Origin of the sequence: Psychrobacter aquimaris (genome assembly GCF_016107525.1) — a bacterium.
Taxonomy (GTDB): Bacteria; Pseudomonadota; Gammaproteobacteria; order Pseudomonadales; family Moraxellaceae; genus Psychrobacter; species Psychrobacter aquimaris.
Map to the genome: position 1 here is coordinate 1 of NZ_JABASR010000008.1, position 26,115 is coordinate 26,115.

The window sequence follows — 26,115 nt, forward strand, 5'->3', positions numbered from 1 at the left end:
CGCAGGACTGGTAAATCTTGAGCTTAATATCTGACTTTTGCAAGAGGTCTAATATGTAGAGTAGAAAAGTAGCCACTATGACAACTGATATTGAAAAGACCATTGAGAAGCCAAAGAAAACACCCAAGCAAAAGGTGTTGTCTATCGCTAAAAACCTACTCATATATGGCTTGGTATTTGCTGTCATTTATACCGCTATTAATTGGTGGCGACAACCTATCATGCCCGCTAACCCGCAATTGCAACTGACCGATTATCAAGGGCAAGTCGTTGACTTAGCGGCGCTGAGCAATGAACAACCAACGTTGGTATATTTTTGGGGCACGTGGTGTCCCATTTGTAGTGTCACCTCGCCGACCATAGATAAACTTGCCGCCGCAAATGATTATCCGGTCGTTACGATTGCCATTAAATCAGGTACTGACCAAGAGCTGCACCGCTACCTTAATGAAAACAACTATCGCTTTACGACGATAAACGATCAAGAAGGCAGTATCTTCGCCGATTGGCAAGGACAAGTGACGCCTTCGTATGTCATCTTAAAAGATGGCGAGATGACTCAAGGTTTGACTGGCATTCAACCCTTATGGTCACTGAAATTGCGCTTATGGTTATCATCGGTTTTTTAACGCTAGCCTGCTGTTTAGAGTCCAATTGTTTAGAGCCCAATCGATAGACAATGGCATTTGCCATCCATATGATTCGATAGGTGATGCGTTACTCATATAAATGATTGGTTTTGGCTAAAATAAGGACAATACTGACCAGCTCTTTTTACCCTAGCCTTTTTGTCATATAATAGCTGGCAATCTCATTGCCTCTTTTTAGTTTATTGCTATCACGGTATTTTATTATCCATAAGCATATTTTATGTTGCATTCGTCTCGATAGCATTTATTATTGACGTGAGCATATTTATGACGTTGATGCATAGCGATATATTATAAGCGAGAAAGCGATCATCAACGGTTAAGCAGCCAGCTAAGCATTACCCTAAATGTCACATCTGACTTTACATCGATTTTTAATCCATCTTCTAAAAAGACACCTTCTATGACTGATAAAAGTACTGATACGCCAAGCCAGGATTATAAAGACACGCTAAACCTTGCCGATACGCCATTTGCGATGCGTGCAAACCTTGCCAAGCGCGAGCCAGATTGGCTTGCTGCTTGGGAAGCGGATGATGTATACGGCAAAATTCGTCAGGCACGTGCTGGGGCGACCAAATACATTTTGCACGATGGCCCTCCATACGCCAACGGTCAGATTCACTTGGGTCACGCGGTTAATAAAGTACTCAAAGACATTATCGTGAAGTCAAAAACGCTATCAGGCTTTGATGCCCCTTATGTCCCCGGTTGGGACTGTCATGGTCTGCCTATCGAGCAAAAGGTCGAAGCCAAAGTTGGCAAGGTCGGTCAAAAAGTATCGGCGACTGAGTTCCGCGGTCTATGCCGTGAATATGCGAGCACCCAGATTGAATTGCAAAAGGCAGATTTTAAACGTCTAGGCGTATTTGGCGATTGGGACAATCCTTATCTAACGATGAACTTCCACCAAGAAGCAAACATCGTACGCGCCCTTGCCAAAATTTATGACAACGGTCATGTCACTCGCGGTATGAAGCCAGTCAACTGGTGCTTGGACTGTAGCTCTGCCCTAGCAGAAGCGGAAGTGGAATACCAAGATAAAGTGTCTGATGCTATCTATGTGAGCTTTGATGTTTTGGATACCGATAAGGTTGCCCCGTTGGCTGGCGTAGCGGGCAACATCGGCGCTGTTATTTGGACTACTACGCCGTGGACACTGCCTGCTAACCAAGCCATCTCAGTACATCCTGAACACAACTATAGCGTGGTTGCTACCGAAAAAGGCAATCTGCTACTGGCAGCTGATCTTGTTGACACAGCGTTGAACGAACTCAAACTAGAAAACAAAGGCATCCTAGCAACTGTGTCAGGACGTGAGCTTGAAGGGTTACATGCACAGCATCCACTGATTGAAGAGCGCCAAGTGCCATTAATCTTAGGCGATCACGTGACCACCGATAGTGGTACTGGCCTCGTCCATACGGCACCCGGTCACGGTCTTGACGATTATATCGTGGGTCTTAAATATAACTTACCCGTTGAAAATCCAGTAAGTGGTACGGGTGTCTATTTAGACAGCGCGGCGGTATTTGCAGGCGAGCACATTTATAAAGCCAATCCAAAAATCATCGCCGCACTGCATGACAATGGTCATCTAATCAGCCATACCAAAATTGAACACAGCTACCCGCATTGCTGGCGTCATAAGTCACCGATTATTTTCCGTGCCACGCCGCAGTGGTTTATCAATATGGAAACCAAGGGCTTACGTGAGCAGGCGCTTACTGATATTCCTAAAGTCAACTGGACGCCAGCATGGGGACAAAACCGCATTGAAGCCATGATGACGGGTCGCCCAGATTGGTGTATCTCACGTCAGCGTACGTGGGGCGTGCCAATTACTTTCTTTACGCACAAAGAAACGGGCGAGTTGCATCCAAACACGCTTGAGCTGATGGAAACTGCGGCACAAAAGATTGACGCAGGCGGCGTGGAAGCATGGTTTGATGCCAGCTGTGAAGACTTCTTGGGTAACGAAGCTGCTGACTATGATAAAGCAACCGACACATTAGACGTTTGGTTTGACTCAGGGACGACACATTTTGCCGTGCTTGAACAGCGTGATGAGCTAACCAATCCTGCTGATATGTATTTAGAAGGTTCAGATCAGCATCGCGGTTGGTTCCAGACCTCATTATTGACCTCAGAAGCCATGTACGGTCGCCCACCATTTAAGCAAGTATTGACCCATGGTTTTGTAGTCGATGAAAATGGTCGCAAGATGAGTAAGTCACTTGGCAATATCATCACTCCGCAAGAAGAGATCAACAAGACAGGCGCGGACATGCTGCGTCTGTGGATTGCGTCTAGCGATTATCGTTATGAGATGAGTGCCGGTAAAGCATCATTTAAAGGGGCAATAGATCAATATCGCCGTATCCGTAATACGCTACGCTTCTTACTTGCCAATACTGATGACTTCGATCCAGCGACCAACAGCGTCGATGTTAATGAGTTGGTCAGCCTTGATAAATTCATCATTGAGCGTGCCCAAGCGGTACAAGCGCAAATCATTAGCGCTTATGATGCGATGGACTTTCACCAAGTCACCCAGCACGTGACGGCGTTTTGTTCGCAAGACTTGGGTAGCTTCTATTTAGATATCATCAAAGATCGTCAGTACACCACGCAGGCGGATGGACAGCCTCGTCGCTCTGCGCAGACAGCTATCTATCATATCACTCACGCGCTTATTCGCTGGATCACACCGATCTTGTCATTCACTGCACAAGAGGCTTGGGAAGTCCTGAACCAACGTGATGCTGATAAAGACGGCTACGTATTTACTCAGGAATGGTATGATTTCCCAGCATTTGAGCTAAGTGCCATCAGCAATGATGACTGGCAGCGCATTATGCTAGCCAAAGATATGGTGAACAAACATATCGAAACCGCACGTGGTGAAAAAATCATCAATGCTAACTTGTCTGCCGATGTCAATCTTTATGCCGATGGAGCAATGCATGAAAGCTTGGCCAAGCTGGGTGAAGAGCTGCGCTTTGTACTAATCACTAGTAGCGCAACTTTGAAACCAATGAGCGACGCTCCTGCTGCAACTAATGATAATATTACAGAGCAAACAGATAGCAATGCTGATGAAGCTATCGATTTAGTGGTCAACGTGAGTGCCGCAACTGGCACCAAGTGCGTACGCTGCTGGCATATCCATGATGATATCGGTACCGATAGCGCACATCCAGAATTATGCGCGCGCTGCGTGACTAACGTCAGCGGTGATGGCGAGGTGCGCCACTATGCCTAACTCAACAGAATCATCAGAAAACAAGCCGCGATATAGTGAAGTCGATAAATCACCTGAGCCAGCTCATGCAACCACAGGCAGCTCAACGACACCGAAAAGTCGTTTGACGAAGACACCAAAAATGATTGCGAATGGCCGTCGCGCGTTTATGTGGTATCTGTTGTCGCTGGTCGTGCTAATCATCGATCAATGGACGAAATGGTTGGCTGAAACTAAGCTGACTTTTCATGAGCCAGTACCTGTGATTGAGCCATTTCTTAATTGGACATTGGCATACAACTATGGTGCTGCTTTCAGCTTTTTGGCGGATGCTGGTGGTTGGCAGAAGTGGTTTTTTTCAGGACTGGCATTATTGATGTCATTGTTCTTAATTGGCTACCTGATAAAAGCCCCGCGCCAAGCCAAGCTACTATCGACAGGTCTAGCGCTAGTGCTCGGCGGTGCGGTTGGTAATCTCATTGACCGCTTGCTGCATGGTCACGTTATCGACTTTATCCATGTACACAATGCAGATGTATGGCATTATCCTATCTTTAATATTGCGGATATGGGCATCAGTATCGGTGTGGCATTGATTGTCATTGATATGCTGTTTTTAGAAAAAAAGCGTGAAATGCCACGGGTATAATTTCAAATCGTATTATCAATACAGTTCAATTTATAAGTAGAAAAGGTGGTTTACGTATTCGTAACCCACCTTTTTTTGTGTCTGCTATTCTTAATAGAAATTTTGTTATCTGTACATTGATGCAGCTAACTATGGCAACAACCACATCGTTTTTATATGAACTCTGACAATAAATCTACCAAAGTCTCTAACCCATCACCTGCCAACAGAAACAACAACCCAGCCATATTGATAACGACGGTCAAATAATAAGTGACTCGAAATTCAGGCTTTTGTGATTTGTGACGTAGATACGTCTGTGCAACCATCGCGCCCACCCAGCCGCCAAGCGCGCTCAATAGATGCAGCGTTGATTCAGGCGTTCGCCAATCATTATTCTGAGCAGCGGCTTTGTCTTTGGCATATATCCCATAGGTTATAATTCCTAGCGCGGCATACCAAGCAACGACTAGCCAGCTCAATTTATTGGTTGCTGCCAGCAAGATTAAAACGCCATAAAAGCCCACACCAAGGAACAAACGTTTCTTTTGTCCCGCTTCAAAGTTTGCTTGATGACTACGTTTAGCATTACGCTGACGGATTTGCTGATTTTTTTGTGCCATTTTCTGTTGCACAAAGCTCAGTTCTTGTACATCTTTTGCTTGCATACGCCCTTGATTGTCTTGCCCAAACGTAAAAACAACTGGCTCACCGACCTCAGGGCGACGGCGCGCTTTAAACTCATTGATATGGAAGAATATTGAATCACCATTCTGTGTTTCGATAAAACCAAAGCCCTTGTCGTCTTGCCACTTTTTAATGTGACCTTGTTGCTTATTTACCATAAAAACCCCTGCCATCCCTTAGAATTGCCAAATATATTACACTATTTGCGTTACACTATTTACGCTTACATACCCTCCCAGATGGCTTATCATTTCTTATATTATTTGCCAAACCAATTCCTAATCCCATAATAAATGGCTGTTGACTATGACCGACTCACAATTTATCAAACCCAATGAAGACACCCGTATCACGTTTGGCAGCCTTGTAAAGCTGCACTTTGAAGTCTCACTAGAGAATGGTACGGTGATTGACTCTACCTTTAGCCGTGACGCGCCTGTGACGCTCACCATTGGTGATGAAAGTTTATTACCTGGCTTTGAGCAAGTTCTGATGAACCTACGCGCAGGTGATACGCGCTCTGCCCACCTTGAGCCGGAGCAGGCTTTTGGTGATTGGAACCCTGACAATATCCAACATTTTAGCCGTACTCAGTTTGCGCTAATCGCTGATAATCCAGAAATCGGTATGATGGTAGAGTTTGAAGACAAAGGCAAAAACACCCTTCCCGGTACGATCAGTGCCATCAATGACGATCAAGTCGAAGTGGATTTTAACCACCCCCTTGCAGGTCAATCACTGTTATTTAAAGTAAAAATCTTTAAAGTGACCCCGCCTGGTGTCACTGGCATTAAGCTAATGTAATGGCTTAAAAACTGTCAGCTATAAAAACACATTTACAAAGGACATTCATATGCAATATCAAATGTTGCCACAACTCAATGAAAAAGTTTCCAAAATCTGCTTAGGCACGATGACATGGGGACAGCAAAATAGCGAAAGCGACGCGCATGAGCAAATGGACATGGCGTTAAGCGAAGGGGTGAATTTTTGGGATACGGCGGAAATGTATCCATCTCCGCCAGATAAAGACAAGCAAGGTGATACAGAACGTTTCATGGGCACGTGGTTTAATAAAACCAAACAGCGGGATAAAGTCATTCTTGCCAGCAAAATATCACCGATGGATTTTTTGCGTGATGGGCAAACGCGTTTTAATGCCGAACATATTAACAGCGCCATCGATGGCAATCTTGAACGTTTGCAGACCGATTATATTGATATTTACCAGCTCCATTGGCCTGAACGCCAAGCGAATTTTTTTAGTCAGCGCGGTTATACAGAAGAGATGGCTGCGCAATCTCTAGATGATTTGACGCCATTTCTAGAGACCATTCAAGCGTTAAATGATGAGATTAAAAAGGGTCGTATTCGCGCTTATGGGTTATCGAACGATACCGCTTGGGGAGTGATGCGCTATCTATGGGAGGCTGATAAAAATGGTTTGATCGCCCCTATAACTGTGCAAAATCCTTACAGTTTGCTAAACCGCTTATACGAAGTCGCTATGGCTGAGATTACCCACCGTGAGAATGTGGGTCTACTGGCTTATTCACCGCTTGGCTTTGGTGTCTTATCTGGTAAATATCTCGATGGCAAACGTCCAGCGGGTGCGCGTCTGACGATGTATGATCGCTTTGCGCGCTATACCAATGAAGAAGCGTTATCAGCCACTGCTCAATACGCCAAAATAGCGGCAGATGCAGGTTTAGATATGGCACAGATGGCATTGGCTTTCGTTAACTCACGCTCATTTGTCACCAGTAACATTATTGGCGCTACTACGATCGAACAGCTAAAATCCAATATCGATAGTATCCATTTAACCTTAAGCTCAGAAGTATTGGAAGCGATTGAAGCGGTGCATACACAGCATCCCAATCCATCACCCTAATTTCGCTTGATGTGACACTATAGTCTTATACAAACCCGACTTTGGCGCATCGAGGCTGTCGTATTTATAATCGACAAAAAAGGCGCAAATCGCAGTTATAAACTGAGCGATTTGCGCCTTTTTATTGGAGCGTGTTGAATATTCGCAACTATTATACTGTCACCGCTTTATACTTTAGCGACTTTCGTTAATACTCGTGAATGTAGTTCTGCCAAACCTTCTTGCATACGTACTTGTAACAAGTCAGTGAGCTCACTTTTGCTCAGCCCTTTGGGATCTATGGGCTCCAGTGGCAGTACGTAAGCCGTCACATCTTTACTATCGAGTACCTTTTTTATGCTTTCTTTCATCGTAAGCTTGCCATAGTAAGGCAACTCTTCACTTAACGTGCCGTCTTTATTGACATAAGCAATTACCAATGGGCGTACGGGTACGTCAGCATCTATGGCAGCTTGTAGCAATGTGCCATGAATACGCTTGATTTTCTTACCATCCGTGGTGGTTGCCTCTGGAAAAAAGATGACCGAAAATCCCTTGGTCAAAAAACTGGCGATTTGGGCGGCGACCGACCCTGCATCACCGGAACCACGCTCGATAAATACCGTGCCTGCCGCATGAGCCAGCTTACCAAATATAGGCCATTCACCGATTTCGGCTTTTGATAAGAAAAAAGCAGGACTCAGTGTACCCACCACAGGGATATCCATCCATGACACATGATTGGATACCCATAATCCATGGTGTTGCTCTACCCGCTCGACTGCCACAACCTTGACACCAAAAGAGCCTGCCATTTTGCGGCAAAAGGCTTGAATATAGCGTGGCAATTTTTCGCGTGGTGGCTGCTTAAATGCGCCAATACGTTGGGCGGCGCGCAATCCACCAGCGATAGTCGTGGTCATGCCAGCAATTTGCTTGCCGCGCCCCAACTGTTGTCTGAGTGAGAAGCCTGACTTAGATTGGCTCATCTGTGTCCCTCGTGGTTAAAAACTTATGATTATATATCGTAAACAAGCGCCATGAGTATAACAAAATTTATTCAGTCAGTGACGATTTGTTCACTGAGTTCTATTTTGTCCACTGATTTGTATATGGCTTTCATTTATGCTGTAACATAAAACTATCGTTAATTGTGCTAAGACGCTTTAATATTAAGTGATGAGACCACATATATATGGCCATATGAACGCTATATCGACGTTTACTGAATTGATAATAGCGATATATTTACTTTATTAAATAGGTGATACTCTTTGGATTATTTTGAAAGACACGAAGGTGGCGAGCGCGCCATTATAGTACATTTAGACATCCGCCAAATTCAAGATCCTGATGATCTAGGTGAATTTGAGCTATTAGCAGACTCAGCAGGGGCTGACCGTTTAGCACTGGTCACAGGCTCACGTCAAAGACCCGATGCTAGATACTTCGTTGGTAGCGGTAAAGCAGAAGAAATAGCAGAATTGGTGCGCGAACATGATGCGGACATCGTCTTATTCAACCACAGCTTATCGCCATCACAAGAGCGTAATATTGAAGCCTTGGTAAAATGTCGCGTACTTGATCGTACTGGTTTGATTTTGGACATTTTCGCGCAGCGTGCCCGTACTTATGAAGGCAAGCTGCAAGTAGAGCTGGCACAGCTCAACCATTTATCGACGCGTTTGGTACGAGGTTGGACGCATTTGGAGCGCCAGAAAGGCGGTATTGGTCTACGTGGACCAGGTGAAACCCAGCTTGAGACCGATCGTCGCTTACTACAAGTGCGAGTGAATCAGCTTAAAAGCAGAATCGAGAAAGTCAGACAGACTCGTGCGCAAGGTCGAGCCCGCCGCCAAAAATCAGATGTACCGACTATTTCACTCGTCGGTTACACCAACGCTGGTAAATCAACGCTATTTAATCGCTTGGTCGACGAAAACATCTATGCAGCGGATAAATTATTTGCCACGCTCGATCCGACTTTACGCCGTTTAGACTGGCAGGGTGTTGGTCGCGTAGTGCTAGTCGATACAGTAGGTTTTGTCCGTCATCTGCCACATGAATTGGTCGAATCCTTTCATGCTACCCTAGAAGAGACGTTAGAGGCAGATTTATTGTTACACGTCATCGATTCTTCCAGCGAAGACATGCATGAGCAAATTCAGGCGGTAAAAGACGTATTAGCAGAGATTGATAATGATGTGCCGGTGCTCAATGTTTACAATAAAATCGATTTGACAGATGAGCCTGCACATATTGGTTATGCTAGCGAAGGACAGCCCAATCGCGTCTATGTTTCTTCTAGAGAAAATCTAGGCATGGAGGAGTTGTCGTTAGCTGTCCAACAGTTACTCACTGGCACACTCACCACCTTTGAGTTGACCTTACCTTATCATGCAGGTCAGTTAAAAAATGCCTTATATGAGCTGGGTGTCATCTTAGAAGAAAGCTATGATGATACAGGTCATGAGTGCTTAACAATTCGCTTACCAAGCGATACGCTAAGACAACTACTGGGTCAGGCCAATTTAGAGCCTTTAGATGTATTGCCATTAGCGCAAGCCACACTATTGATGCCAGTACTTGAAGAGTTCGAAAAGCCTGATGAGGCTGAAGAGCAGACGATGACCGAAGCAGAAGAAAAAGCGTTTGATGAGTTTGATGCACTGAATTCTGAAGCTGCTCAGTCAGAGGAATTAGCAGTAGAAGCGGAAACTCCTGACTCAAAGATATAAATGACTGAATCTGTAAAATAATCGGTTTCTTAAAATCACTCTCTTTTCAAATGACTTCATAAATGATAAAAGGATGATATCCATTGATATTGTCCTTTTTTTGGGGCACATAGCACTAAAATTTATAGGTTACCCGATTACGAAAAAGCGCTACCATAGTCGATGTCATTTACAGTGAGCACAAGGCATTCGAGCACAAATAATGCAATCAGTATATTAAGCGAGCTTAGCACTGTTGCTATTTATAATCGCATTGACGATACTCTATAAGCTTTATTAGTTTGCCTACTCTCTATATAATCATCGGCTATAGGTTCAACCAGTATTAATATCATTGATATATAGGACACGATTGTTAGAGTGCTGTGACCTATATCGTTGCTCCTACCCTATCTATTTCTAAATCGGCCAGTATTTCTTATGAAATCTACTCACTCCGCCCATTTGCCGCTATGGCTTGCCTTAGTCCTGACACTCACGATGGTCATCGTGGTTCGTGAATCAGCTGTTATCATCTGTCAATTGGCAGGAATAGAAAAGGCTGCCAACATCGTTGGGCTGGTCGCCATGTTCTTTATTTTGATGGCATGGCGACTACTCAAAGGTTTGCCCAGTTGGCTCACCCAAGCCAGTAATACTTTATTGGTGGATAGCGGTTTTGCTTTTTTGCCCGTGTCTGCAGGTGCAGGCTTACTGCTATTCGCTTTAGGTGATGAGCTGTGGGGCGTTATGCTGACGATGATTATTAGCACACTCATACCGCTTTGGGGACTTGCCATACTTGCCAACCGTTGGCTCAATCACGATGCTGGTATCAATAGCACCAACGTTGAAGAGCACAAAGGACAGCTATAAGCTGTATGAACAAGGAAATGCAATGACTTTTGATAACGTGTTTGTGGCAACCCTTGCGGCGATATTATTAACGCTAATCGCCCATGTGACCGCTCGTGTACTGGCACGTAAGCTCTCATGGTTGCCGATGGTGATTACGGCGTTGGCGCTTGTTCTTTTATTTTTGTTTATCCTACAATGGGACTACAACGATTATTACGATGTTGCCAAGCCTGTATTTGATCACCTATTGGGATATGTCACCGTACTGTTGGCAGTACCATTAGCAGCAATGAACTTTAAAGGTCTGCCAGTCAAAAAGCTTACTCTCATAGTCATCCTTGCGAGCGTCGTCGGTGCATTGCTGCCGATGTCGTTGGCTTATTTATTTTCATTAAGTCATGACACCATACTTGCTTTCGCAACGCGTTCAGTGACCACCCCAATCGGTCTGAGTGTCGCAGATTTAATTAAAGCACCACTGGCAATGGCAAATTTGATTATTATTGTCTCAGGGCTTATCGGTGGTACTTTGGCGCGTTTCTTATTTCGCGGTATCGATGATGACCGTGCCAAGGGCTTGGCACTTGGATTGGCAGCGCATGCTTTTGGTACCGTAGAAGCTTGGCAAATTAGCCACACTGCTGGACGTTATGCCGCATTTGGATTGGCAGTAAACGGTCTGGTCACCGCTGTCTGGGTACCTATTTTTATCAGTGCGCTTTCTATATAACCCTGCTCAAAGAAGCTTCCCAGTGCTCCAAATAGCTTTTATTTCTCATAATTCAGTTATTACCACAGCCAGAATACTCACGTGGCATACACGCCTAAAAACAGTAAAGCAGATACTCAATCAGCATACTTAGAAACGTTAGTGTGTTGATTTTTTTACAAATTAAAAGTGACTTTTATACTTTGTACTGATAATCGCATGCGTCGAAAAGTTATTATATGTTATAGTAAGCAACTATTATTTTTTGTATCCAATGCGAGTGGTTTCTAGTTAGACGTGATTTTTGCTAGGGTGCTATATCGTTTACAGCGATAAAATCCTACAAGCACGATAACCGCTTAAATGCGCAGAACGACGCGCCTATAGGCAAAGCAATTTGCTATTACTCGATGAAAAGTGATAACCCTATGATAAATGTTGCAACCTTAGTGACTCGCTGCTTGTCTCCTATTTTATTGACCGCCGTTGCCCTATCCAGCCTATCTTTATCTGTTGCCGCTCAAGCAGGTAATATGTATATCTACAAAGACAAGGGCGGACAAGTCTTACTCACTAACGTCAATCCAAGTGGTAATTTTGATAAATTTACCAAAAAAGTGAAAGTCACTTACTACAAAGATTCTAAGATGTATGACGGTAGTGGTAGTAGCAGCAGTAATTATGGTAGCAGCGCTGCCAGTAGTAGCGGTAGCCGTAACGCTTATGACAGCTATATTCGTGCTTCTGCCGAGCGTCATGGCGTAGATCCTGGGCTTATGAAAGCGATGATGCACACGGAATCAGCATTCAACCCCAATGCCCGCTCACCTGTCGGTGCGCAAGGTCTCATGCAACTAATGCCTGCCACGGCTCGCCGCTTTAAAGTAAGCAACCCTTGGAACCCTGCTGATAATATCGAAGGCTCAGCCAAATATATCGCTTGGCTAATGCGCCGCTTTAACAATAATGTCGAACACGCGGTGGCTGGCTATAATGCAGGGGAAGGCAACGTTGATAAATACGGTGGTATCCCGCCTTTTAAAGAAACCCGTAACTATGTCAAAAGCGTGATGAGCCGTTATCATAGCTTATATAAAAATGATTCAGGTTTGTCTGGTGCGACGATGAATGCCAGTAACCAAACAAATAATACGACCATGAGTAATGGTCTACAAAATGTCAGCTATGGCACTAGTAGTAATAGCAATAGTGCCAGCTATGCCAACTCAGCGTATGACGCATTACGTTAGAATAAAGACTGCATAAACATTTGAATCCAAACGTAAAAAAGCCCGTTAATATAATTAACGGGCTTTTTTGTGCTAAGGGGCTTTATCTATTCATTTATAACCTATCTTGTCATATTTTTTGCGTTCGATACAAGATTAATAATAAAGCTGAGCGGTGAGTACCAAAATAAAAGTTTAGTACTCACCATGATTCTTAGCAGAGTTTAAAAATTACTTGTTAGCCAGTGCTTGTGTTGCAGCAACTTCAGCAGCGAAGTCTTCTTGCTTTTTCTCGATGCCTTCACCAACTTCTAGACGTTTGAAAGCAAGTACTTTTACGCCTTCAGCTTTTAGTACATCACCAACTTTCTTCTCGTTGTCCATAACGTATGGCTGACGCAATAAAGTAACTTCTTCTAGGTACTTACGTAGGCCACCTTCAATCATTTTTTCAACGATGTTATCAGGCTTGCCAGACTCACGAGCTTTTGCTTCGATGATGTCTTTTTCACGCGCTAATAAATCAGCAGCGACGTCTTCGTCATCAACCGCAACTGGGTTAAACGCAGCGATATGCATGGCAAGGTTTTTGCCAGTATCTGCGTTGCCGCCTTCAAAAGATACCACAACACCAATACGTAGACCATGACGGTATGAAGCAAGGTTGCTACCTTCTAATACTTCAACTCGGCGTACTTGGATGTTTTCGCCGATTTTTTGTACCAAAGATACACGAGCTTCTTCAATAGTCTGACCATTGCCATATGGCAATTCAGCGATAGCAGCTACGTCAGTCACATTATTTTCTAATGCAATGTTCGCTACTGCTTCTGCAAATGCCGTAAAGTTTTCGTCTTTTGCAACGAAGTCAGTTTGGCAGTTTACTTCTAATAAGAATGCTTTGTTATCGCCTTGAGCGATGATGATAGCGCCGTCAGCTGCAATGTTACCAGCTTTTTTAGCAGCTTTTGCTTGACCAGATTTACGTAGGTTATCAATGGCAGTTTCTACATCACCGTTTGATTCTTCTAACGCTTTTTTACATTCCATCATGCCAAGACCAGTACGGTCACGCAATTCTTTTACCATTTTGGCAGATACTTTTACTTCTGACATAAGAGTTACCTTTTATTATGTATGTGAGTATTGTTATGTATGGGAGTGCTTAATTTCTATAGGATATATCTTTGCTATCTATTCGTACTATATCGCTCTTATAGTAATGGAAGCACTTATGGTTGATCGTGATAACAGACATCATTGTAATAATAGATATTATGCATCACGAGGGCATACATAAGCGATAATACTCGCTTATTAACGAGTGTTCCATCAACAATAAGGCATGACGAGTAAAACTACATCATGCCTATTGTGAGCTTATACGCTGTTAATAACTTTATATGGATGCAGATAGCGTAACTAACAAGCTATCCTTACAAAGTTAAACCTTTTGGGTCAGCCAATTATTCTGCTGGAGTCGCCGCTTCTTCTGCTTTGGCTTCAACTGGTGCTTCTTCAGTAGCAGGTGCTTCTTGCTCAGTTTTGCCGCCTGCTTGAGTCTGTGCGTATTCTTTACCAGCGATAATCGCATCAGCCATAGAAGTCACATACAAGGTCACAGCACGGATAGCATCATCGTTTGCTGGGATGATGTAATCAACGTTATCTGGGCTAGAATTCGTATCAACGATACCGATAACTGGGATACCTAGATTTTTAGCTTCTTTGATAGCAATCGCTTCATGATCTACGTCTACAACGAAGATTGCGTCAGGTAGGCCGCCCATATCTTTAATACCACCTAGTGAACGCTCAAGTTTTTCCATATCGCGAGTACGCTCTAACGCTTCACGCTTAGTAAGCTTGGCGAAAGTACCGTCTTCTGCTTGCTTTTCAAGCTCTTTTAGACGATTGATTGACTGGCGAAGTGTTTTCCAGTTAGTCAACATACCACCTAACCAGCGATGGTCAACGTATGGCATGCCAGCGCGGGTAGCTTGTTCACGGATGATGCCGCTTGCAGCGCGTTTCGTACCAACAAACAATACTTTGTTTTTCTTAGCAGCTAGGCCGTTTACGTAAGTCAATGCTTCGTTAAACGCTTTTACTGTGTGCTCAAGGTTGATGATGTGAATCTTGTTACGGGCACCAAAGATGTATGGTCCCATTTTTGGGTTCCAAAAACGTGTTTGGTGACCAAAGTGAGCGCCGGCTTGTAGTAAATCGCGCATTTCGATTTTGGTTGGATTCTTTGTAGACATGTGAAATTCCTATTGGTTGGGTTATGCCTCCACATCACAAAAACTGCCTATCTAGCGACACGCATCTGCTAACGGTTAATGTTTATTGGGACAGCACTAACTTTTTTGCAAATTAATCAAGTCGCCAAACACCCAGCAATTTTTTGCCATGATGTGTGTGTCATTGGTTGGTTTAAAAAATTGAGCTATATGAATTAGAACTTAAAAATAATACTAAATTATAAAAATAGCTGCGCTGTATTTTATCATAAAATACTCAGCGACTGCTAGTACTATTATGCTGTTGAAGTGGATGATAACGCATAAAAAAACGACGCATTAACGTCGTTTTTTTACTTAATAAGTGAGCAGCTGTAGATTAAGCGATACAGATACCAATAACCGCTTTGTAACCACGCCACGTAAATGGTGTGACATAACTTTGACGATCTTTTGGCAAATAAGACACGCTTGGTGCGCTTTCAACAATATGCGGCGGAGAGATGATAAACTCCGAGCCAAACTCCGTACGAGCATTACCAGAGATAGTGTTGGCCATCTCACCCAACAAATCTTTCATCATCGTGATTGATGAGTCAGGCTCGCCCATTACTTTTATGACCTCTCGTAACATCACGCTTGGCGCACTCACATACACACAGCCTCCGATAGGTCCTGATATCTCTATAACACCACTATAATCATAACCAACAGCACTCTTGTTATGATTTAAATAAGGGGTATCAATGGACACTTCTGAGCCATCAATTTGTGCAAAAAATGCATTGATTGAGCTCAGAAACACACCCAATTTTTCTACTTTAACCATAATATATTAATATCCATCTTTATGACGCGGTGGCAGCAACGTTAATCCTGCAAACAGACCACAATCTCGCCTATTTGCGAGTTCCAAGTGATGGGAATGATAAAAGAACGCTCATCATTCGGCAACACAATACTTTGTGGAGAGCCTTTAAATACAAACGGCACAGAAATATGGAACTCTGAGCCAAACTCTTTACGCGCATTGCCTGCGATAGTGTTGGCCACTTCACCAGCCAAATCGATATAGTTTTCATCACTCTTATCGGTTTCACCCATGCTATCCAATATTGAAGACAGTAAATCACGGGTTGCCGAAAAATACACCACGCCTTTTTGTCCACCCGATATACCGATCACACCCGTATAATCATGGACTTTTGGCTGTTTGTTCTCTAACAGATATGGGGTGTCAGCGACAAGCTCCTCCCCCCCAAACTGATTAAAGTAGTTACTAATAATACTTAAAAAAATCTGTAGCTTTTGTTCTTTCATAATGACATCTACTTAAGTCGTTGAATGGTTTAGTCTTGCATCAGCTCATACAAGGACTCTACAAGCTCTTCTTCTGAAAAAGGCTTGCACAAAAATCCGCTGGCACCCAACGACAATGCTTCAATGCCAGTGGCTTTATCAGACAGGGCTGACACCACTAAAATACGTACTTCAGGATCAATCGCAATGATTTTCTCAATGCATTCAAGTCCATCCATTTGCGGCATGGTCAAGTCCATGGTGATTACATCAGGACGATGTACATTGAATTTTTCGATGGCTTGAACACCACTGGTTGCCGTCGCAACCAGCATAAACTGCCCTGAATCGTACGCGCGTTGAATACGATTTCTAATAATATTTGAATCATCAACAATCATTAACTTATGCATAACTGATCTATTACCTTTAATGAAGTGCTTGTCATCCTTGACAATATACCTGCTGTTTCTAATTAAGCTTTTGGTAAAGTAATAACAAACCGTGTCATCTGACCGAATTCGCTGTTTACATTAAGCTTGCCATCATAATCTTTTACTTTGGCTTTAATGATATCGAGACCGACACCGCGTCCACCATCTTCATCTGCGTGTTCTTTAGTAGAAAAACCCGAAGAAAACAGTTGTTTGAGCAGATCGCTTTGACTGAGCTGGCTGGCTTCTTCAGTACTAAAACGACCTTCTTTGCTTAACTTGGCACGAATGCTGTCATAATCAATACCTTGACCATCATCTTGCACCATCAGCATGAAATCTGAGCCGTTGTCTTTTAATTCTAAATCAATCGTTCCTACCGCGGCCTTACCAGTCGAATGACGGACGCTTGGTGCTTCAATACCATGCACTACAGCGTTACGTAGCAACTGAATGCTAATCTCTTTAATCGGCTTTGCAAGATGTGCTGGTATGTCCGCTTGCATCAGCGTATTACTCTTTAGCTCTACTTGCTTACCTTGTCTTGCGGCGATATCTTTTGCAAACGCTTTATAAAAAGAAAGCTGATCATCAGTCGCTTTATTATCCAGATCGATATTCTGACCACCACCGGTATCTATGCTACCGATTGAAGGATTTGATGCCTGACTTTCAGTCACCACCGTTTTTGGCATACTATTTTGAGTAGCATTGTCATCTACCCCCTTTGCAGTTGGCGCAGGTGCTGAACGGTTAATACGCTCACCCAAGGTCGCAATAGTATTTGATAGGCTTAATAAGTCATCTAAATGTACCGCCAATGGTAGGAAATCATTACCCGACAGCTGACCTTGATTTTGCAACGCGTGCAGTTTGTCTTCCGCATCTGAGGCAATCTTGGTAAAGCTATGCAGTTTCAGAGCAGAAGCTTCACCTTTTAAGCTATGCATTTCGCGATAGATGGCTTTTAGTTTGCCTTCAAGCTCGTATTGCGAACTACCAGGATTTTTCAAAATATTGTTCATCTTCTCAATATGCATCTGAGTATTATCAATAAACTCATTAATAATCTTTGGATTTACATTCAGAATAGTGGTGAGCATCTCAATCTGCATATCATTTTGCGAACGCTCTTTTTCTAGACGTTGCTCTAGGTAAACAGCATCTGATACATCGTTGACGTTAACCAAAATACGGGCAATGTCTTTGTTGTCATAAACACGTGAGAACTTAAAGTCTAAGAAGCGATTATTCTGTGCTTTATCTCCAGAAGCATTGTGTAACATGACCTTATGCAACGGATTGAGAGAATCTACCAGTTTTTCTTTGACTCGTGGATTATAGAGCTGTTCAATAAATTGCTGTGTGGTTTTCAGATCTTTATCAGAAATACGACCACGTAAAACGTTGGTAAAGTTCTCTCCTGACAATTTGTCTTCACCGATAATATCATTCAGTGCGCGAGAATGCTGCTGACCAATATTCAAGTCTTTATCAAGCAAGAATAGTCCCGTATTTACCGTTTCCATAATCTCTTGCGTCTCGCGACGAGCAGCGAACGCTTCAGCATCGGTTTCACGTAAACGGCGCACAAAGAAGAATACGAAGATCAAGAAGTACGTAAAGACAGCAGCAACACCAAGTACCTGAATAAGACGAATAGTAGTCGCCTGACGCTCTGCACTGTTGAACACGTCTTTAGTAAGATTGTCCAACGAATCGTTAACCAATAGACTTGATGTCTTTGCTTGCTCAACGGCTTGGATCAGATCATCTTCAGAGGAGACCATAATATTATCAGCATCTTTGAGATATGCTTGAATTTTAGGCTCTAACGCTTTCCACTGCTCCTTAGCAGCGGCAATATTTGCTTGTGCATTGCTATCAATCTTCGGCAGATCATAAGTCTTGCCATCAGCATCAGTGATCGTCGCACCTTGCTCGATGGCCGCAATAGAGCTAGTAATCAACGCAGTGTTTTGCTCCAAACGGCTCAGCACTCGTTGTATGTGTGGAGAGTTGGTATCTTCACCATAACTATTATCTAAGTCAAAAAGATCCTTAATTACTGCCTGCGCGCTATTAGCGACTTGGTTGGTTTGGTCAATTAAAGCGGTATTTCTTTCTAATAAGTTTGAGGTATAGAACGTAAAGGCTAACAAAGCACCGATGAGCGATAAAAATAGTGCAATTGAAATGATCAGACCTTGATAGCGCTTATTGTCAACATTGGGAGTGGTTGCCATCTTCAGAATTCCTTAGTTCAATTGCGTAGTATTAGTATCAGAATTGCTCTTATCAGCAGATGCAGGTACAGCCTCACCTAACCAGCGCTCTTCAATTTCTTTAAATGTCCCTTTTTCTTTCAGTTTAGCAATACCCTCATTAACCGTATTAATCAACTGAGTATTTTCTTTTGCCATTAATACGACTTGTTGCGCTGAAGGTGCGTCTGCCGCTTCATAAGGTACAATCTTCACTTTATGTTCTGGATAACCTTTTATGATGTACTGCAGCACTGGCATGTCATATAAGAAAACATCAGTCTTACCTTGTATTAAGTCCTGATAAGCCAAAAATGCAGTGGATCTTGAAACCAACTCAACCGAGTTACCCATCTGTTTTAAAGTATCTTCTTCTTTAGAACCTGCCAAAGTACCGGTTTTTAGACCCTTTATATCGTCTAGTCCTTTTATATCAAACTTACCTTCCAAGTACATGATGGTAGCTGGGTTAAAAAAGTAAGGCGTTGATAGACCATATCTTACCGCTCGATCGTCTTTATAAGAAATACCAGAAATAGCTAAATCACGTTTTCCCGACTCCACGCTATCAAACATATCTTGCCAAGTTTCTTTATAAAACTCGACCTTAAAGCCTTGCTCTTCTCCAATAGCTCTAATGGAGTCAACGTCAGTGCCTTGCATGTTGCCATAGTCATCTTGAAATGAGAAAGGCGGTAAATCACCTGTCATGGCGACCTTTAATGTTGGCGCCGTGTCAGGCAGATTACTAACAAAGCTGTCTTTATTTTCTGTTACTGGCGTACCAGTCGCATTGGCATTTTCTTGAGTGGAAGAGTTACTGCAGCCAAACAGGCCAACACTCAATACAATTGGTAACACTCGATATAACTGCATCATAATCTACCCTTAAAGCTTCACGTGGTTGTACATATTAATAAATGACAATCTAGCAAGGTTAGGTAATATATCAACAATACTTACTTACAGAAAGTTACGTTTGATAATACTTGTCTAACTTTGTTATTGCAATAATTATGTTTAGCTACTACGTACAATTTGTTTTATATGGCAAATAAAGGATATTAAGGTCTTACATAAGTCTATTAATATATTATCAATATCGTAATATAGCCTTGTTTTATAATCAGTTTTATACAAATAACAGAATGAAAAAGACACAAAAAAAAGCATTTATACAAAGTAAATGTATAAATGCTTTTTAAAATCAGTAAAAGGTTAGTTAAGCTTCTAGCTTATTCCGCATCATCAAGATTCAAATTACGATCTATCTGCCAGACTAAAAAGGAACCAAGACTCATCAGTGCAAACATGGCAATACCAATTTTGAGCACAGGATTAACTGGAAATAGGTTTAATAACAACCCACCAAAGATACCGACTGAAAACATGAGCGAGCCTTGTAGCGCACTTGCCATACCAGCTCGGCGCTTTTGAAAAGCGAGCGCAATAGCAGAAGCATTTGGCTGGGTTAGACCTAAGCCTGCGATACAGAAGAAAATACAGGCGAGTACCAATGGCAACCAAGCATCAGTACCCAAAAATAGACCTATTATAAATAGCACGCCTGCAGAAATAACCTGCATCATCGCACCAAAGCGTAAAATACTCAAAATACGAAAGCGATTGGTCAGCCACTGGTTCAGCTGAGTTAGAGCCACAAAACCAGCAGCATTCATCCCAAACAGCCAACCAAAATGGGTCGCTGAGACGCCATAAGTATCCATAATCAGCTCAGAGGCCGAGCTGATATAGACAAACATTGCTCCCATCAATAGACCACCACCAATCGCTGGATAATTAAAGGTTGGATCTTTCAATAAATCCCAGTACTGGCTAAGGACTTCTTTAGCAGGGCGCACATTGCGATTCTCTTCCGTTAATGTTTCAAAGAAGAAAAACTTAGTCAGCAATAAATTGAGCGTACCAAAGGCTGCCAAAAACCAAAAAATGGAGTGCCAGCTAAAAAACTGTAGAAATAGCGCACCAAGCGATGGCGCTAATATTGGTGCTAAGCCCATCACCAAAATCATAATAGAAAATGCTTTTGCGGTTTGTTTGGCAGTCAATCGATCACGAATTGCGGCACGGGTGACCACCGCGCCCACACAAGCGCCTAGTGCTTGCATGGTACGCCCAACAAATAATACATATTCGTTATCAGTGGTCGCACAAACAATTGAGGCGATGACATATAGCGTCATACCAATATACAAAGGCTTAACACGACCAACGCGATCACTAAAAGGGCCATAGAACAGCTGACCAAATACCAAGCCTAAAAAATAGGCAGGAACAGAGTTGGCCATAAAGGCTGTGGATACGCCAAAGTCATCAGCCATGGAGGGTAACGCTGGCAAATACATATCGATGGATAGCGGCCCTACCGCTACGATAAGTCCAAGCATCATAATCCATGCAACAGGCAAATCAGCAGAGCGTACTCGCTCAGAAGCAATAGGTTTATTGGGTAGGGAAGATTTTGGAGCAGACATATTTAGACCATTTTATATAGGGATTATTATTTTATTATTCATACTATCTTTATTCTTGACGTTTCTTCTATGCTAAAAACAACGACTATTAACGACAATAGTGCACTTCTACATGTATCTATGCAAGCGGACAGTGTTATATCGCACTATCCGCTCTTATTTCAATAGAAACATGAAATTAACAAAACAAACCCCAACAACAATCAAACCAATATATCAAAATATGCCTAAAAATTTTGAATCCAAAATCTGTTAACGGAATTGCCGCTTGCCAAACACAGTACTGGCCTGCTTGGCTTTTCTCAGTGCAAGCTTGCGATTACGACCAAGCATCATTTTAAGCTGCCAAACTTTTTCTTTATATAAAGTAGTAGCTGGCTGTTGGAACATAGCGTTGACAACACGCTTACTCGCCAACACCGCATCAGGAGAGCGCTCTGCAAATTCGGCAGCGAGCTGTTGTGCCTGCTCAAGTGGCGTTTCACTACAATGGCTGACGAGCCCCAATACTTTGCCTTCACTGGCCGCAACGATACGCGCACTCATGGCAAGTTCTTTCAGGACATCTTCACGTACCACGCCAAACGCCGATTGCGTCAGACCCATGTCTGGTACTAACCCCCATTTAGCTTCCATAATAGACAATTTGCAATCTGGATGACTGATGCGCACATCGCAAGCCAGTGCTAGCTGGAGCCCTGCACCGATACAATAGCCTTCTAATACGGCAATGACCGGTACAGGCACATCGCGCCACACCAGACAAACACGCTGGAATGAGCTCTGCCATGGCTTTACCAGCTCCCAAACGGCGAACGCTTGATTTTTTGGATGATTCAAATCACCCAAGTCAATGCCTGCACAAAACGTGCCTTCAGCGCCATTGAGAATCACCGCACGTATCGTTTTGTCTTTACCAATGCGTTCTGCAACGGCAATCAACTCATTCACGACTTTAAAGCTCATAGCATTTTTTTTGTGTGGGCGATTCAACGTCACCGTGAGTATATTGTCGGTCATACTAACTTGTAAGGTTTCATATCGGTAAGTGGCAATCGCGTTCATAACAATCCTTATTGATGAATAAAATAGAAATGGCACCTAAGTATGATGCCAATACTTCTAAAGCTGATAGCAACAATATTAGCAGCCTTATTACGACGCTACCTCATCAATAACTGACTGCAACGATTCGATTAACCCTTAATATCATAAAATCATCAGTTCTAAATCATTTTCCATGTCATATCATTTTCACTCAAACGATGGTAATTGAGCTGAGGATAGGCTGACAAATCTAGCGCCTGCAAATTATTTAACGCTGTTATTAATGCGGCATAATATGGCTCAAGCATGGCAAACTGCGCAGGTGTGGTGTGCTGGACATTCAGCAAGCATTTATCTTCTAGGTCTTGACTGGCTTGACGTAATTGCGGCACACCCGTATAACGACTGCCGCCTAATATACGATGGGCAATTTGCGCCAGCATACTGCGATCACGGGCATCCCACGCTTGCGTCAGTGCCTGCTTTTCATCATTGATAGTATCAAGCATCATAATGATAAGCTTGGCTGCCAAGTCAGGCTTATTCGCTGAGCGGGTCAGCGCGTCTTGCCAGTCTAAAATAGCAAACCCATCACCTTCATTAACCCCTAAATAATTATGGCTTAGATGGTGGTGACTGCTTTCCCAATTCTTTGTTTCTTGCTCATATGTGTTGGAATCTGTAGGCATTGCCACTCCATCGTGAGCACTGTTTATCGATTTTTCCGATGGATTTAATAGTGGCGTTTGTCCTTGTTTGTGTAAGCGCAAGCTCTCATAGCGTGGCTGGGTTTCGCGCGGTGTTTCGCGTCTATAGTCTTCGCGGGGTTGACTGTCTCGCAAGTAATTATCACGAATTTTTTTCAATGATAAAGGACGAGTTATTTTTTGCTCATTGACCCCATCTGAGCCGCTATAACGATTATTTTCATCACCTTTCACCATAGGATAGGCAATGGTTGTAGAGTCCGATGGCCACGTTGAATACGTTTCAGTCTCCCTATTCTGTAAATCGGTAGAATGTGAATTCTCGTTTGATAAATCGAAGGTCTGCACATCAGTACTATGCAGATTGGTATCAGGCAACGCTGTTAACTGCGGCATTGTCGTCGTGCGTCCAAGCCATTTTTGAAGCACTTGTAATAACTGAGGCTGGCTAATGGGCTTACCCACATAGTCATTAATGCCACTGGCTATCAGTTTGTCTCGCTCATCAGCCAAACCATGTGCAGTCAACGCAATAATCGGGATACGGCTATCATCATTTTCAATATTGCGAATTTGTCTTGCGGCTTCATGCCCTGACATACGCGGCATTTGGATGTCCATGAATATTAGATCAATATGATCTTTATCCTGAATAGCGACCTTATCCTCAGAATTCACCTCTTCATAAAGCGCACTACTTGATTTTTTGTTCACCTCATCGCGTGTTTCAGCTTTAGAGATTTGCGTTTTATTCGAAAGACTTTGCTTATCATTTTTCGTGGTTTTAATATTTTTGGTTTGTTGTTTGCTGATAATTTCTATTGCCTCAAACCCACTACTCGCTGTGATGACCTGAATACCAAGCTCACTAAGCAATGCATCGAGCACCAACAGATTGGGCAGATGATCGTCTACTGCCAGTACTGTTACCCCTTTCCAGCGTGGTTCTTGCACACTTTTTGTGGTACTACGATTTTGGGTGTCGAGCATGGCATAGAGCTGTCTTTTGTCTAAAGGCTCATACAAAATATTGGCATGATAACGATTTAATAATGCTTGATCGGCGGCAACTTGATAGCCAAATACCGCAAGCTTACCTTGATAATGCAGACGAATCTGTTTGAGTAATGCCATCATATCGTCTTGTGTGTCATCATCGACGATGACCCAATCCCAATAGTTGCCACGCTCTTTTAATGACTCAAGTACGCCTGGTAAGGAGTTGGCTTGGGTCAATTTAATCGGCAGATATTGCAAGCTGGCTTTGAGCACTTGGATAGAGGCGGTATGATTGATCCATACCAATACATTAAACTCATCGGTCTCACTCGCCAGCGGAGCCAAGACTGGAAGCTCAATTGTCTGGCCAGTAGCGGCTTCTAACACATCGACATGCGCTGGCATCCGAAACCAAAACGTCGCGCCCTGATTGGCAATATTCTCTTGAGCATTATCATGAAAGCCAATATCACCGCCCATCAGCCGCGTTAATTGCTTGGATATAACCAGACCTAACCCTGTGCCGCCATACTGACGAGTGATTGAAGGGTCACCTTGGCTAAAGCTTTGGAACAGCATCTTTTGATCGGCCAAAGAGATGCCCTTACCGCTGTCTTGCACACTAATCATGAGATAATTATCACGATGATCATCCAAGCTGACGCGCACCACCACATCGCCACTATCGGTAAATTTAATCGCATTGCCCACGATATTGGTCAATACTTGCTTGAGGCGCAGGGCATCGCCATTGATGCGCATCGGCACGTCATTATAAAACAGCACCGCCATGCGCAGACCTTTTTCTGCGGATACGGGCGAAAGCATATCGACCACATCATAAATGGTGTCATAAAGGTCAAACTCATGACGATCGAGTACCAGCTTGCCTGCTTCAATCTTGGAGAAATCCAAAACATCATTAACCAAGGCGAGCAAATGTGCCGATGACTTACGTATGGTTTGCACGTACAAATCTTGTTCGGGATTTAATTCACCATGCCTTGCCAGCAAATTGATAAAGCCATCGATACTGTTTAATGGCGTGCGTAGCTCGTGGCTGATATTGGCCAAAAATGCAGATTTAGCTTGACTGGTTGAGATTGCCGCATCACGCGCATTACGAATAGAGATGTTTTGCATTTCCATCTCATCAAACGCGAGGCGCAAATCATCCTCGGTTTGCTCGGCATGGTCTTTTAATTCCTGAAAGCTTCTATGCAGGCGGCGTAGCGTTTTGACCAAATCTTGCTGTAATAAGTTCAGCTCACCATCTGACTCAACGGGAATAGGCTGATACAGATTGTCGACATGGGTGCGCTGCAACTGCAAACGCAGCTCGTAAATTGGTGCTATCCAGCGCTTTGAATAAATATTTAAACTCAGCAATAAAATCAAAATGGTGAACAAGCCGGTAATCACTAACGCCATGGCGATACGATAGCGGGCTATATAGAGTGGTTCGTTGTCCATATCGACGACCAGCCACAGTTTTTGTCCTTCAAACTCCCCTAACACACTGCCATAAGCAGTTCCAATAGGTGTTGGTTGCTGCGATAAAAACTTCTCTTTTGTGTCTATTGCAGGCCATGCTTCATTCAGTCCATAACCGACTGCGGCGAGAACTTGATTGCTTTCATTGATGATCGCAATACGCTGTACATGTTGCTCAGACTGCATACGACCCAGCTTATCTTGGATTTCCTCAAGCTTCGTGATGGTCGTTTGAGTGGCATCATCGGCACTGACTTCGCTATCCGCATTGGGTTCGCCGTCTGCTTGCTGACGCTCTTGCGCTAACAGCTCAGGGATTAGCTCTGCAATCGCTGGGGTATAACGAATCAGCACCGCCTCCGCCAATACTTCTTGTTCTGAATTGCTGGCACGCATGGTTTCGTAAAAGACCAAAATACCGCCCACCGCTGCCAAGATACAAATGGGTAAAAACACCAATATAATCAACTGGCCATACGCACTGCTGGTATCAAAACGTTTTTTGTATGCCATACTAGCTTTACTCTCTACAGAAAAT

21 protein-coding genes are annotated in these 26,115 nt (G+C 43.3%); 9 read left to right on the forward strand and 12 right to left on the reverse strand.

What is annotated here, in order from left to right:
- Positions 1-77 precede the first annotated feature (77 nt).
- From JFC10_RS08345 to lspA, 3 genes are all read left to right on the forward strand, one after another.
- The gene (locus JFC10_RS08345) at positions 78-629 is read left to right on the forward strand and encodes a protein disulfide oxidoreductase (RefSeq protein ID WP_198332468.1); all 552 of its coding nucleotides are present in this window, start codon (positions 78-80) and stop codon (positions 627-629) included.
- A gap of 424 nt (positions 630-1,053) precedes the next feature.
- Complete coding sequence (ileS, locus tag JFC10_RS08350; RefSeq protein WP_198332469.1) at positions 1,054-3,915, forward strand: isoleucine--tRNA ligase; 2,862 nt, start codon at positions 1,054-1,056, stop codon at positions 3,913-3,915.
- Complete coding sequence (gene lspA, locus JFC10_RS08355; protein WP_198332470.1) at positions 3,908-4,543, forward strand: signal peptidase II; 636 nt, start codon at positions 3,908-3,910, stop codon at positions 4,541-4,543. The genes ileS and lspA overlap by 8 nt, the downstream gene beginning before the upstream one ends.
- A 152-nt stretch (positions 4,544-4,695) precedes the next feature.
- On the opposite strand, the gene JFC10_RS08360 is transcribed toward lspA, so the two are convergent.
- Complete coding sequence (locus JFC10_RS08360) at positions 4,696-5,367, reverse strand: DUF1294 domain-containing protein (RefSeq protein ID WP_198332471.1); 672 nt, start codon at positions 5,365-5,367, stop codon at positions 4,696-4,698.
- 148 nt (positions 5,368-5,515) lie between these two features.
- On the opposite strand from JFC10_RS08360, the gene JFC10_RS08365 reads away from it, so the two are divergent.
- Both JFC10_RS08365 and JFC10_RS08370 read left to right on the forward strand, forming a co-directional pair.
- Positions 5,516-6,013 (forward strand): FKBP-type peptidyl-prolyl cis-trans isomerase, encoded by a 498-nt coding sequence (locus JFC10_RS08365; RefSeq protein ID WP_198332472.1) that lies wholly within the window; start codon positions 5,516-5,518, stop codon positions 6,011-6,013.
- 49 nt (positions 6,014-6,062) lie between these two features.
- The gene (locus JFC10_RS08370) at positions 6,063-7,103 is read left to right on the forward strand and encodes an aldo/keto reductase (RefSeq protein ID WP_198332473.1); all 1,041 of its coding nucleotides are present in this window, start codon (positions 6,063-6,065) and stop codon (positions 7,101-7,103) included.
- Positions 7,104-7,270: 167 nt separating this feature from the next.
- Here the strand turns inward: JFC10_RS08370 and JFC10_RS08375 are convergent, their stop codons facing one another.
- A complete protein-coding gene (locus tag JFC10_RS08375) occupies positions 7,271-8,071 on the reverse strand; it encodes a lysophospholipid acyltransferase family protein (RefSeq protein ID WP_198332474.1) in 801 nt (266 codons plus the stop codon).
- A gap of 285 nt (positions 8,072-8,356) precedes the next feature.
- On the opposite strand from JFC10_RS08375, the gene hflX reads away from it, so the two are divergent.
- From hflX to JFC10_RS08395, 4 genes are all read left to right on the forward strand, one after another.
- Positions 8,357-9,820, forward strand: coding sequence for a ribosome rescue GTPase HflX (hflX, locus tag JFC10_RS08380; RefSeq protein ID WP_198332475.1), 1,464 nt, complete (start codon positions 8,357-8,359; stop codon positions 9,818-9,820).
- A gap of 420 nt (positions 9,821-10,240) precedes the next feature.
- Positions 10,241-10,675, forward strand: coding sequence for a CidA/LrgA family protein (locus JFC10_RS08385; protein ID WP_193013211.1), 435 nt, complete (start codon positions 10,241-10,243; stop codon positions 10,673-10,675).
- A gap of 22 nt (positions 10,676-10,697) precedes the next feature.
- Positions 10,698-11,387 (forward strand): LrgB family protein, encoded by a 690-nt coding sequence (locus tag JFC10_RS08390; RefSeq protein ID WP_193013212.1) that lies wholly within the window; start codon positions 10,698-10,700, stop codon positions 11,385-11,387.
- A 407-nt stretch (positions 11,388-11,794) separates the two neighbouring features.
- Positions 11,795-12,616, forward strand: a complete 822-nt coding sequence (locus tag JFC10_RS08395) for a lytic transglycosylase domain-containing protein (protein WP_198332476.1) — start codon at positions 11,795-11,797, stop codon at positions 12,614-12,616.
- A gap of 210 nt (positions 12,617-12,826) precedes the next feature.
- Here the strand turns inward: JFC10_RS08395 and tsf are convergent, their stop codons facing one another.
- The 10 genes from tsf to JFC10_RS08445 form a co-directional block, all read right to left on the reverse strand.
- Positions 12,827-13,711, reverse strand: coding sequence for a translation elongation factor Ts (tsf, locus tag JFC10_RS08400; protein WP_198332477.1), 885 nt, complete (start codon positions 13,709-13,711; stop codon positions 12,827-12,829).
- Between the two features lie 350 nt (positions 13,712-14,061).
- Positions 14,062-14,859 (reverse strand): 30S ribosomal protein S2, encoded by a 798-nt coding sequence (gene rpsB, locus JFC10_RS08405; RefSeq protein ID WP_198332478.1) that lies wholly within the window; start codon positions 14,857-14,859, stop codon positions 14,062-14,064.
- 358 nt (positions 14,860-15,217) lie between these two features.
- The gene (locus JFC10_RS08410; protein ID WP_193013216.1) at positions 15,218-15,667 is read right to left on the reverse strand and encodes a chemotaxis protein CheX; all 450 of its coding nucleotides are present in this window, start codon (positions 15,665-15,667) and stop codon (positions 15,218-15,220) included.
- Between the two features lie 41 nt (positions 15,668-15,708).
- Entirely contained in the window at positions 15,709-16,158 is a 450-nt protein-coding gene (locus JFC10_RS08415) for a chemotaxis protein CheX (protein ID WP_198332479.1), read from the reverse strand.
- Between the two features lie 29 nt (positions 16,159-16,187).
- Positions 16,188-16,550 carry a response regulator gene (locus tag JFC10_RS08420; RefSeq protein ID WP_045443633.1) on the reverse strand — a complete coding sequence of 121 codons (363 nt, stop codon included), beginning with the start codon at positions 16,548-16,550 and terminating at the stop codon, positions 16,188-16,190.
- A 62-nt stretch (positions 16,551-16,612) separates the two neighbouring features.
- Entirely contained in the window at positions 16,613-18,817 is a 2,205-nt protein-coding gene (locus tag JFC10_RS08425; protein ID WP_198332480.1) for an ATP-binding protein, read from the reverse strand.
- A 12-nt stretch (positions 18,818-18,829) separates the two neighbouring features.
- Positions 18,830-19,714, reverse strand: a complete 885-nt coding sequence (locus JFC10_RS08430; protein WP_198332481.1) for a transporter substrate-binding domain-containing protein — start codon at positions 19,712-19,714, stop codon at positions 18,830-18,832.
- A 356-nt stretch (positions 19,715-20,070) separates the two neighbouring features.
- On the reverse strand, positions 20,071-21,330 hold the full coding sequence (locus tag JFC10_RS08435; protein ID WP_193013220.1) for a multidrug effflux MFS transporter: 1,260 nt from the start codon (positions 21,328-21,330) through the stop codon (positions 20,071-20,073).
- Positions 21,331-21,582: 252 nt separating this feature from the next.
- Complete coding sequence (locus JFC10_RS08440) at positions 21,583-22,395, reverse strand: crotonase/enoyl-CoA hydratase family protein (RefSeq protein ID WP_198332482.1); 813 nt, start codon at positions 22,393-22,395, stop codon at positions 21,583-21,585.
- A 161-nt stretch (positions 22,396-22,556) separates the two neighbouring features.
- Entirely contained in the window at positions 22,557-26,090 is a 3,534-nt protein-coding gene (locus JFC10_RS08445) for an ATP-binding protein (protein WP_198332483.1), read from the reverse strand.
- Positions 26,091-26,115: the final 25 nt, after the last annotated feature.

Bases quoted from the DNA above. Each gene is read 5' to 3' on its own strand.
- JFC10_RS08345 (WP_198332468.1), top strand. From the start codon at position 78: ATGACAACTGATATTGAAAAGACCATTGAGAAGCCAAAGAAAACACCC.
- ileS (WP_198332469.1), top strand. From the start codon at position 1,054: ATGACTGATAAAAGTACTGATACGCCAAGCCAGGATTATAAAGACACG.
- lspA (WP_198332470.1), top strand. From the start codon at position 3,908: ATGCCTAACTCAACAGAATCATCAGAAAACAAGCCGCGATATAGTGAA.
- JFC10_RS08360 (WP_198332471.1), bottom strand. From the start codon at position 5,367: ATGGTAAATAAGCAACAAGGTCACATTAAAAAGTGGCAAGACGACAAG.
- JFC10_RS08365 (WP_198332472.1), top strand. From the start codon at position 5,516: ATGACCGACTCACAATTTATCAAACCCAATGAAGACACCCGTATCACG.
- JFC10_RS08370 (WP_198332473.1), top strand. From the start codon at position 6,063: ATGCAATATCAAATGTTGCCACAACTCAATGAAAAAGTTTCCAAAATC.
- JFC10_RS08375 (WP_198332474.1), bottom strand. From the start codon at position 8,071: ATGAGCCAATCTAAGTCAGGCTTCTCACTCAGACAACAGTTGGGGCGC.
- JFC10_RS08385 (WP_193013211.1), top strand. From the start codon at position 10,241: ATGAAATCTACTCACTCCGCCCATTTGCCGCTATGGCTTGCCTTAGTC.
- JFC10_RS08390 (WP_193013212.1), top strand. From the start codon at position 10,698: ATGACTTTTGATAACGTGTTTGTGGCAACCCTTGCGGCGATATTATTA.
- JFC10_RS08395 (WP_198332476.1), top strand. From the start codon at position 11,795: ATGATAAATGTTGCAACCTTAGTGACTCGCTGCTTGTCTCCTATTTTA.
- tsf (WP_198332477.1), bottom strand. From the start codon at position 13,711: ATGTCAGAAGTAAAAGTATCTGCCAAAATGGTAAAAGAATTGCGTGAC.
- rpsB (WP_198332478.1), bottom strand. From the start codon at position 14,859: ATGTCTACAAAGAATCCAACCAAAATCGAAATGCGCGATTTACTACAA.
- JFC10_RS08410 (WP_193013216.1), bottom strand. From the start codon at position 15,667: ATGGTTAAAGTAGAAAAATTGGGTGTGTTTCTGAGCTCAATCAATGCA.
- JFC10_RS08415 (WP_198332479.1), bottom strand. From the start codon at position 16,158: ATGAAAGAACAAAAGCTACAGATTTTTTTAAGTATTATTAGTAACTAC.
- JFC10_RS08420 (WP_045443633.1), bottom strand. From the start codon at position 16,550: ATGCATAAGTTAATGATTGTTGATGATTCAAATATTATTAGAAATCGT.
- JFC10_RS08425 (WP_198332480.1), bottom strand. From the start codon at position 18,817: ATGGCAACCACTCCCAATGTTGACAATAAGCGCTATCAAGGTCTGATC.
- JFC10_RS08430 (WP_198332481.1), bottom strand. From the start codon at position 19,714: ATGATGCAGTTATATCGAGTGTTACCAATTGTATTGAGTGTTGGCCTG.
- JFC10_RS08435 (WP_193013220.1), bottom strand. From the start codon at position 21,330: ATGTCTGCTCCAAAATCTTCCCTACCCAATAAACCTATTGCTTCTGAG.
- JFC10_RS08440 (WP_198332482.1), bottom strand. From the start codon at position 22,395: ATGAACGCGATTGCCACTTACCGATATGAAACCTTACAAGTTAGTATG.
- JFC10_RS08445 (WP_198332483.1), bottom strand. From the start codon at position 26,090: ATGGCATACAAAAAACGTTTTGATACCAGCAGTGCGTATGGCCAGTTG.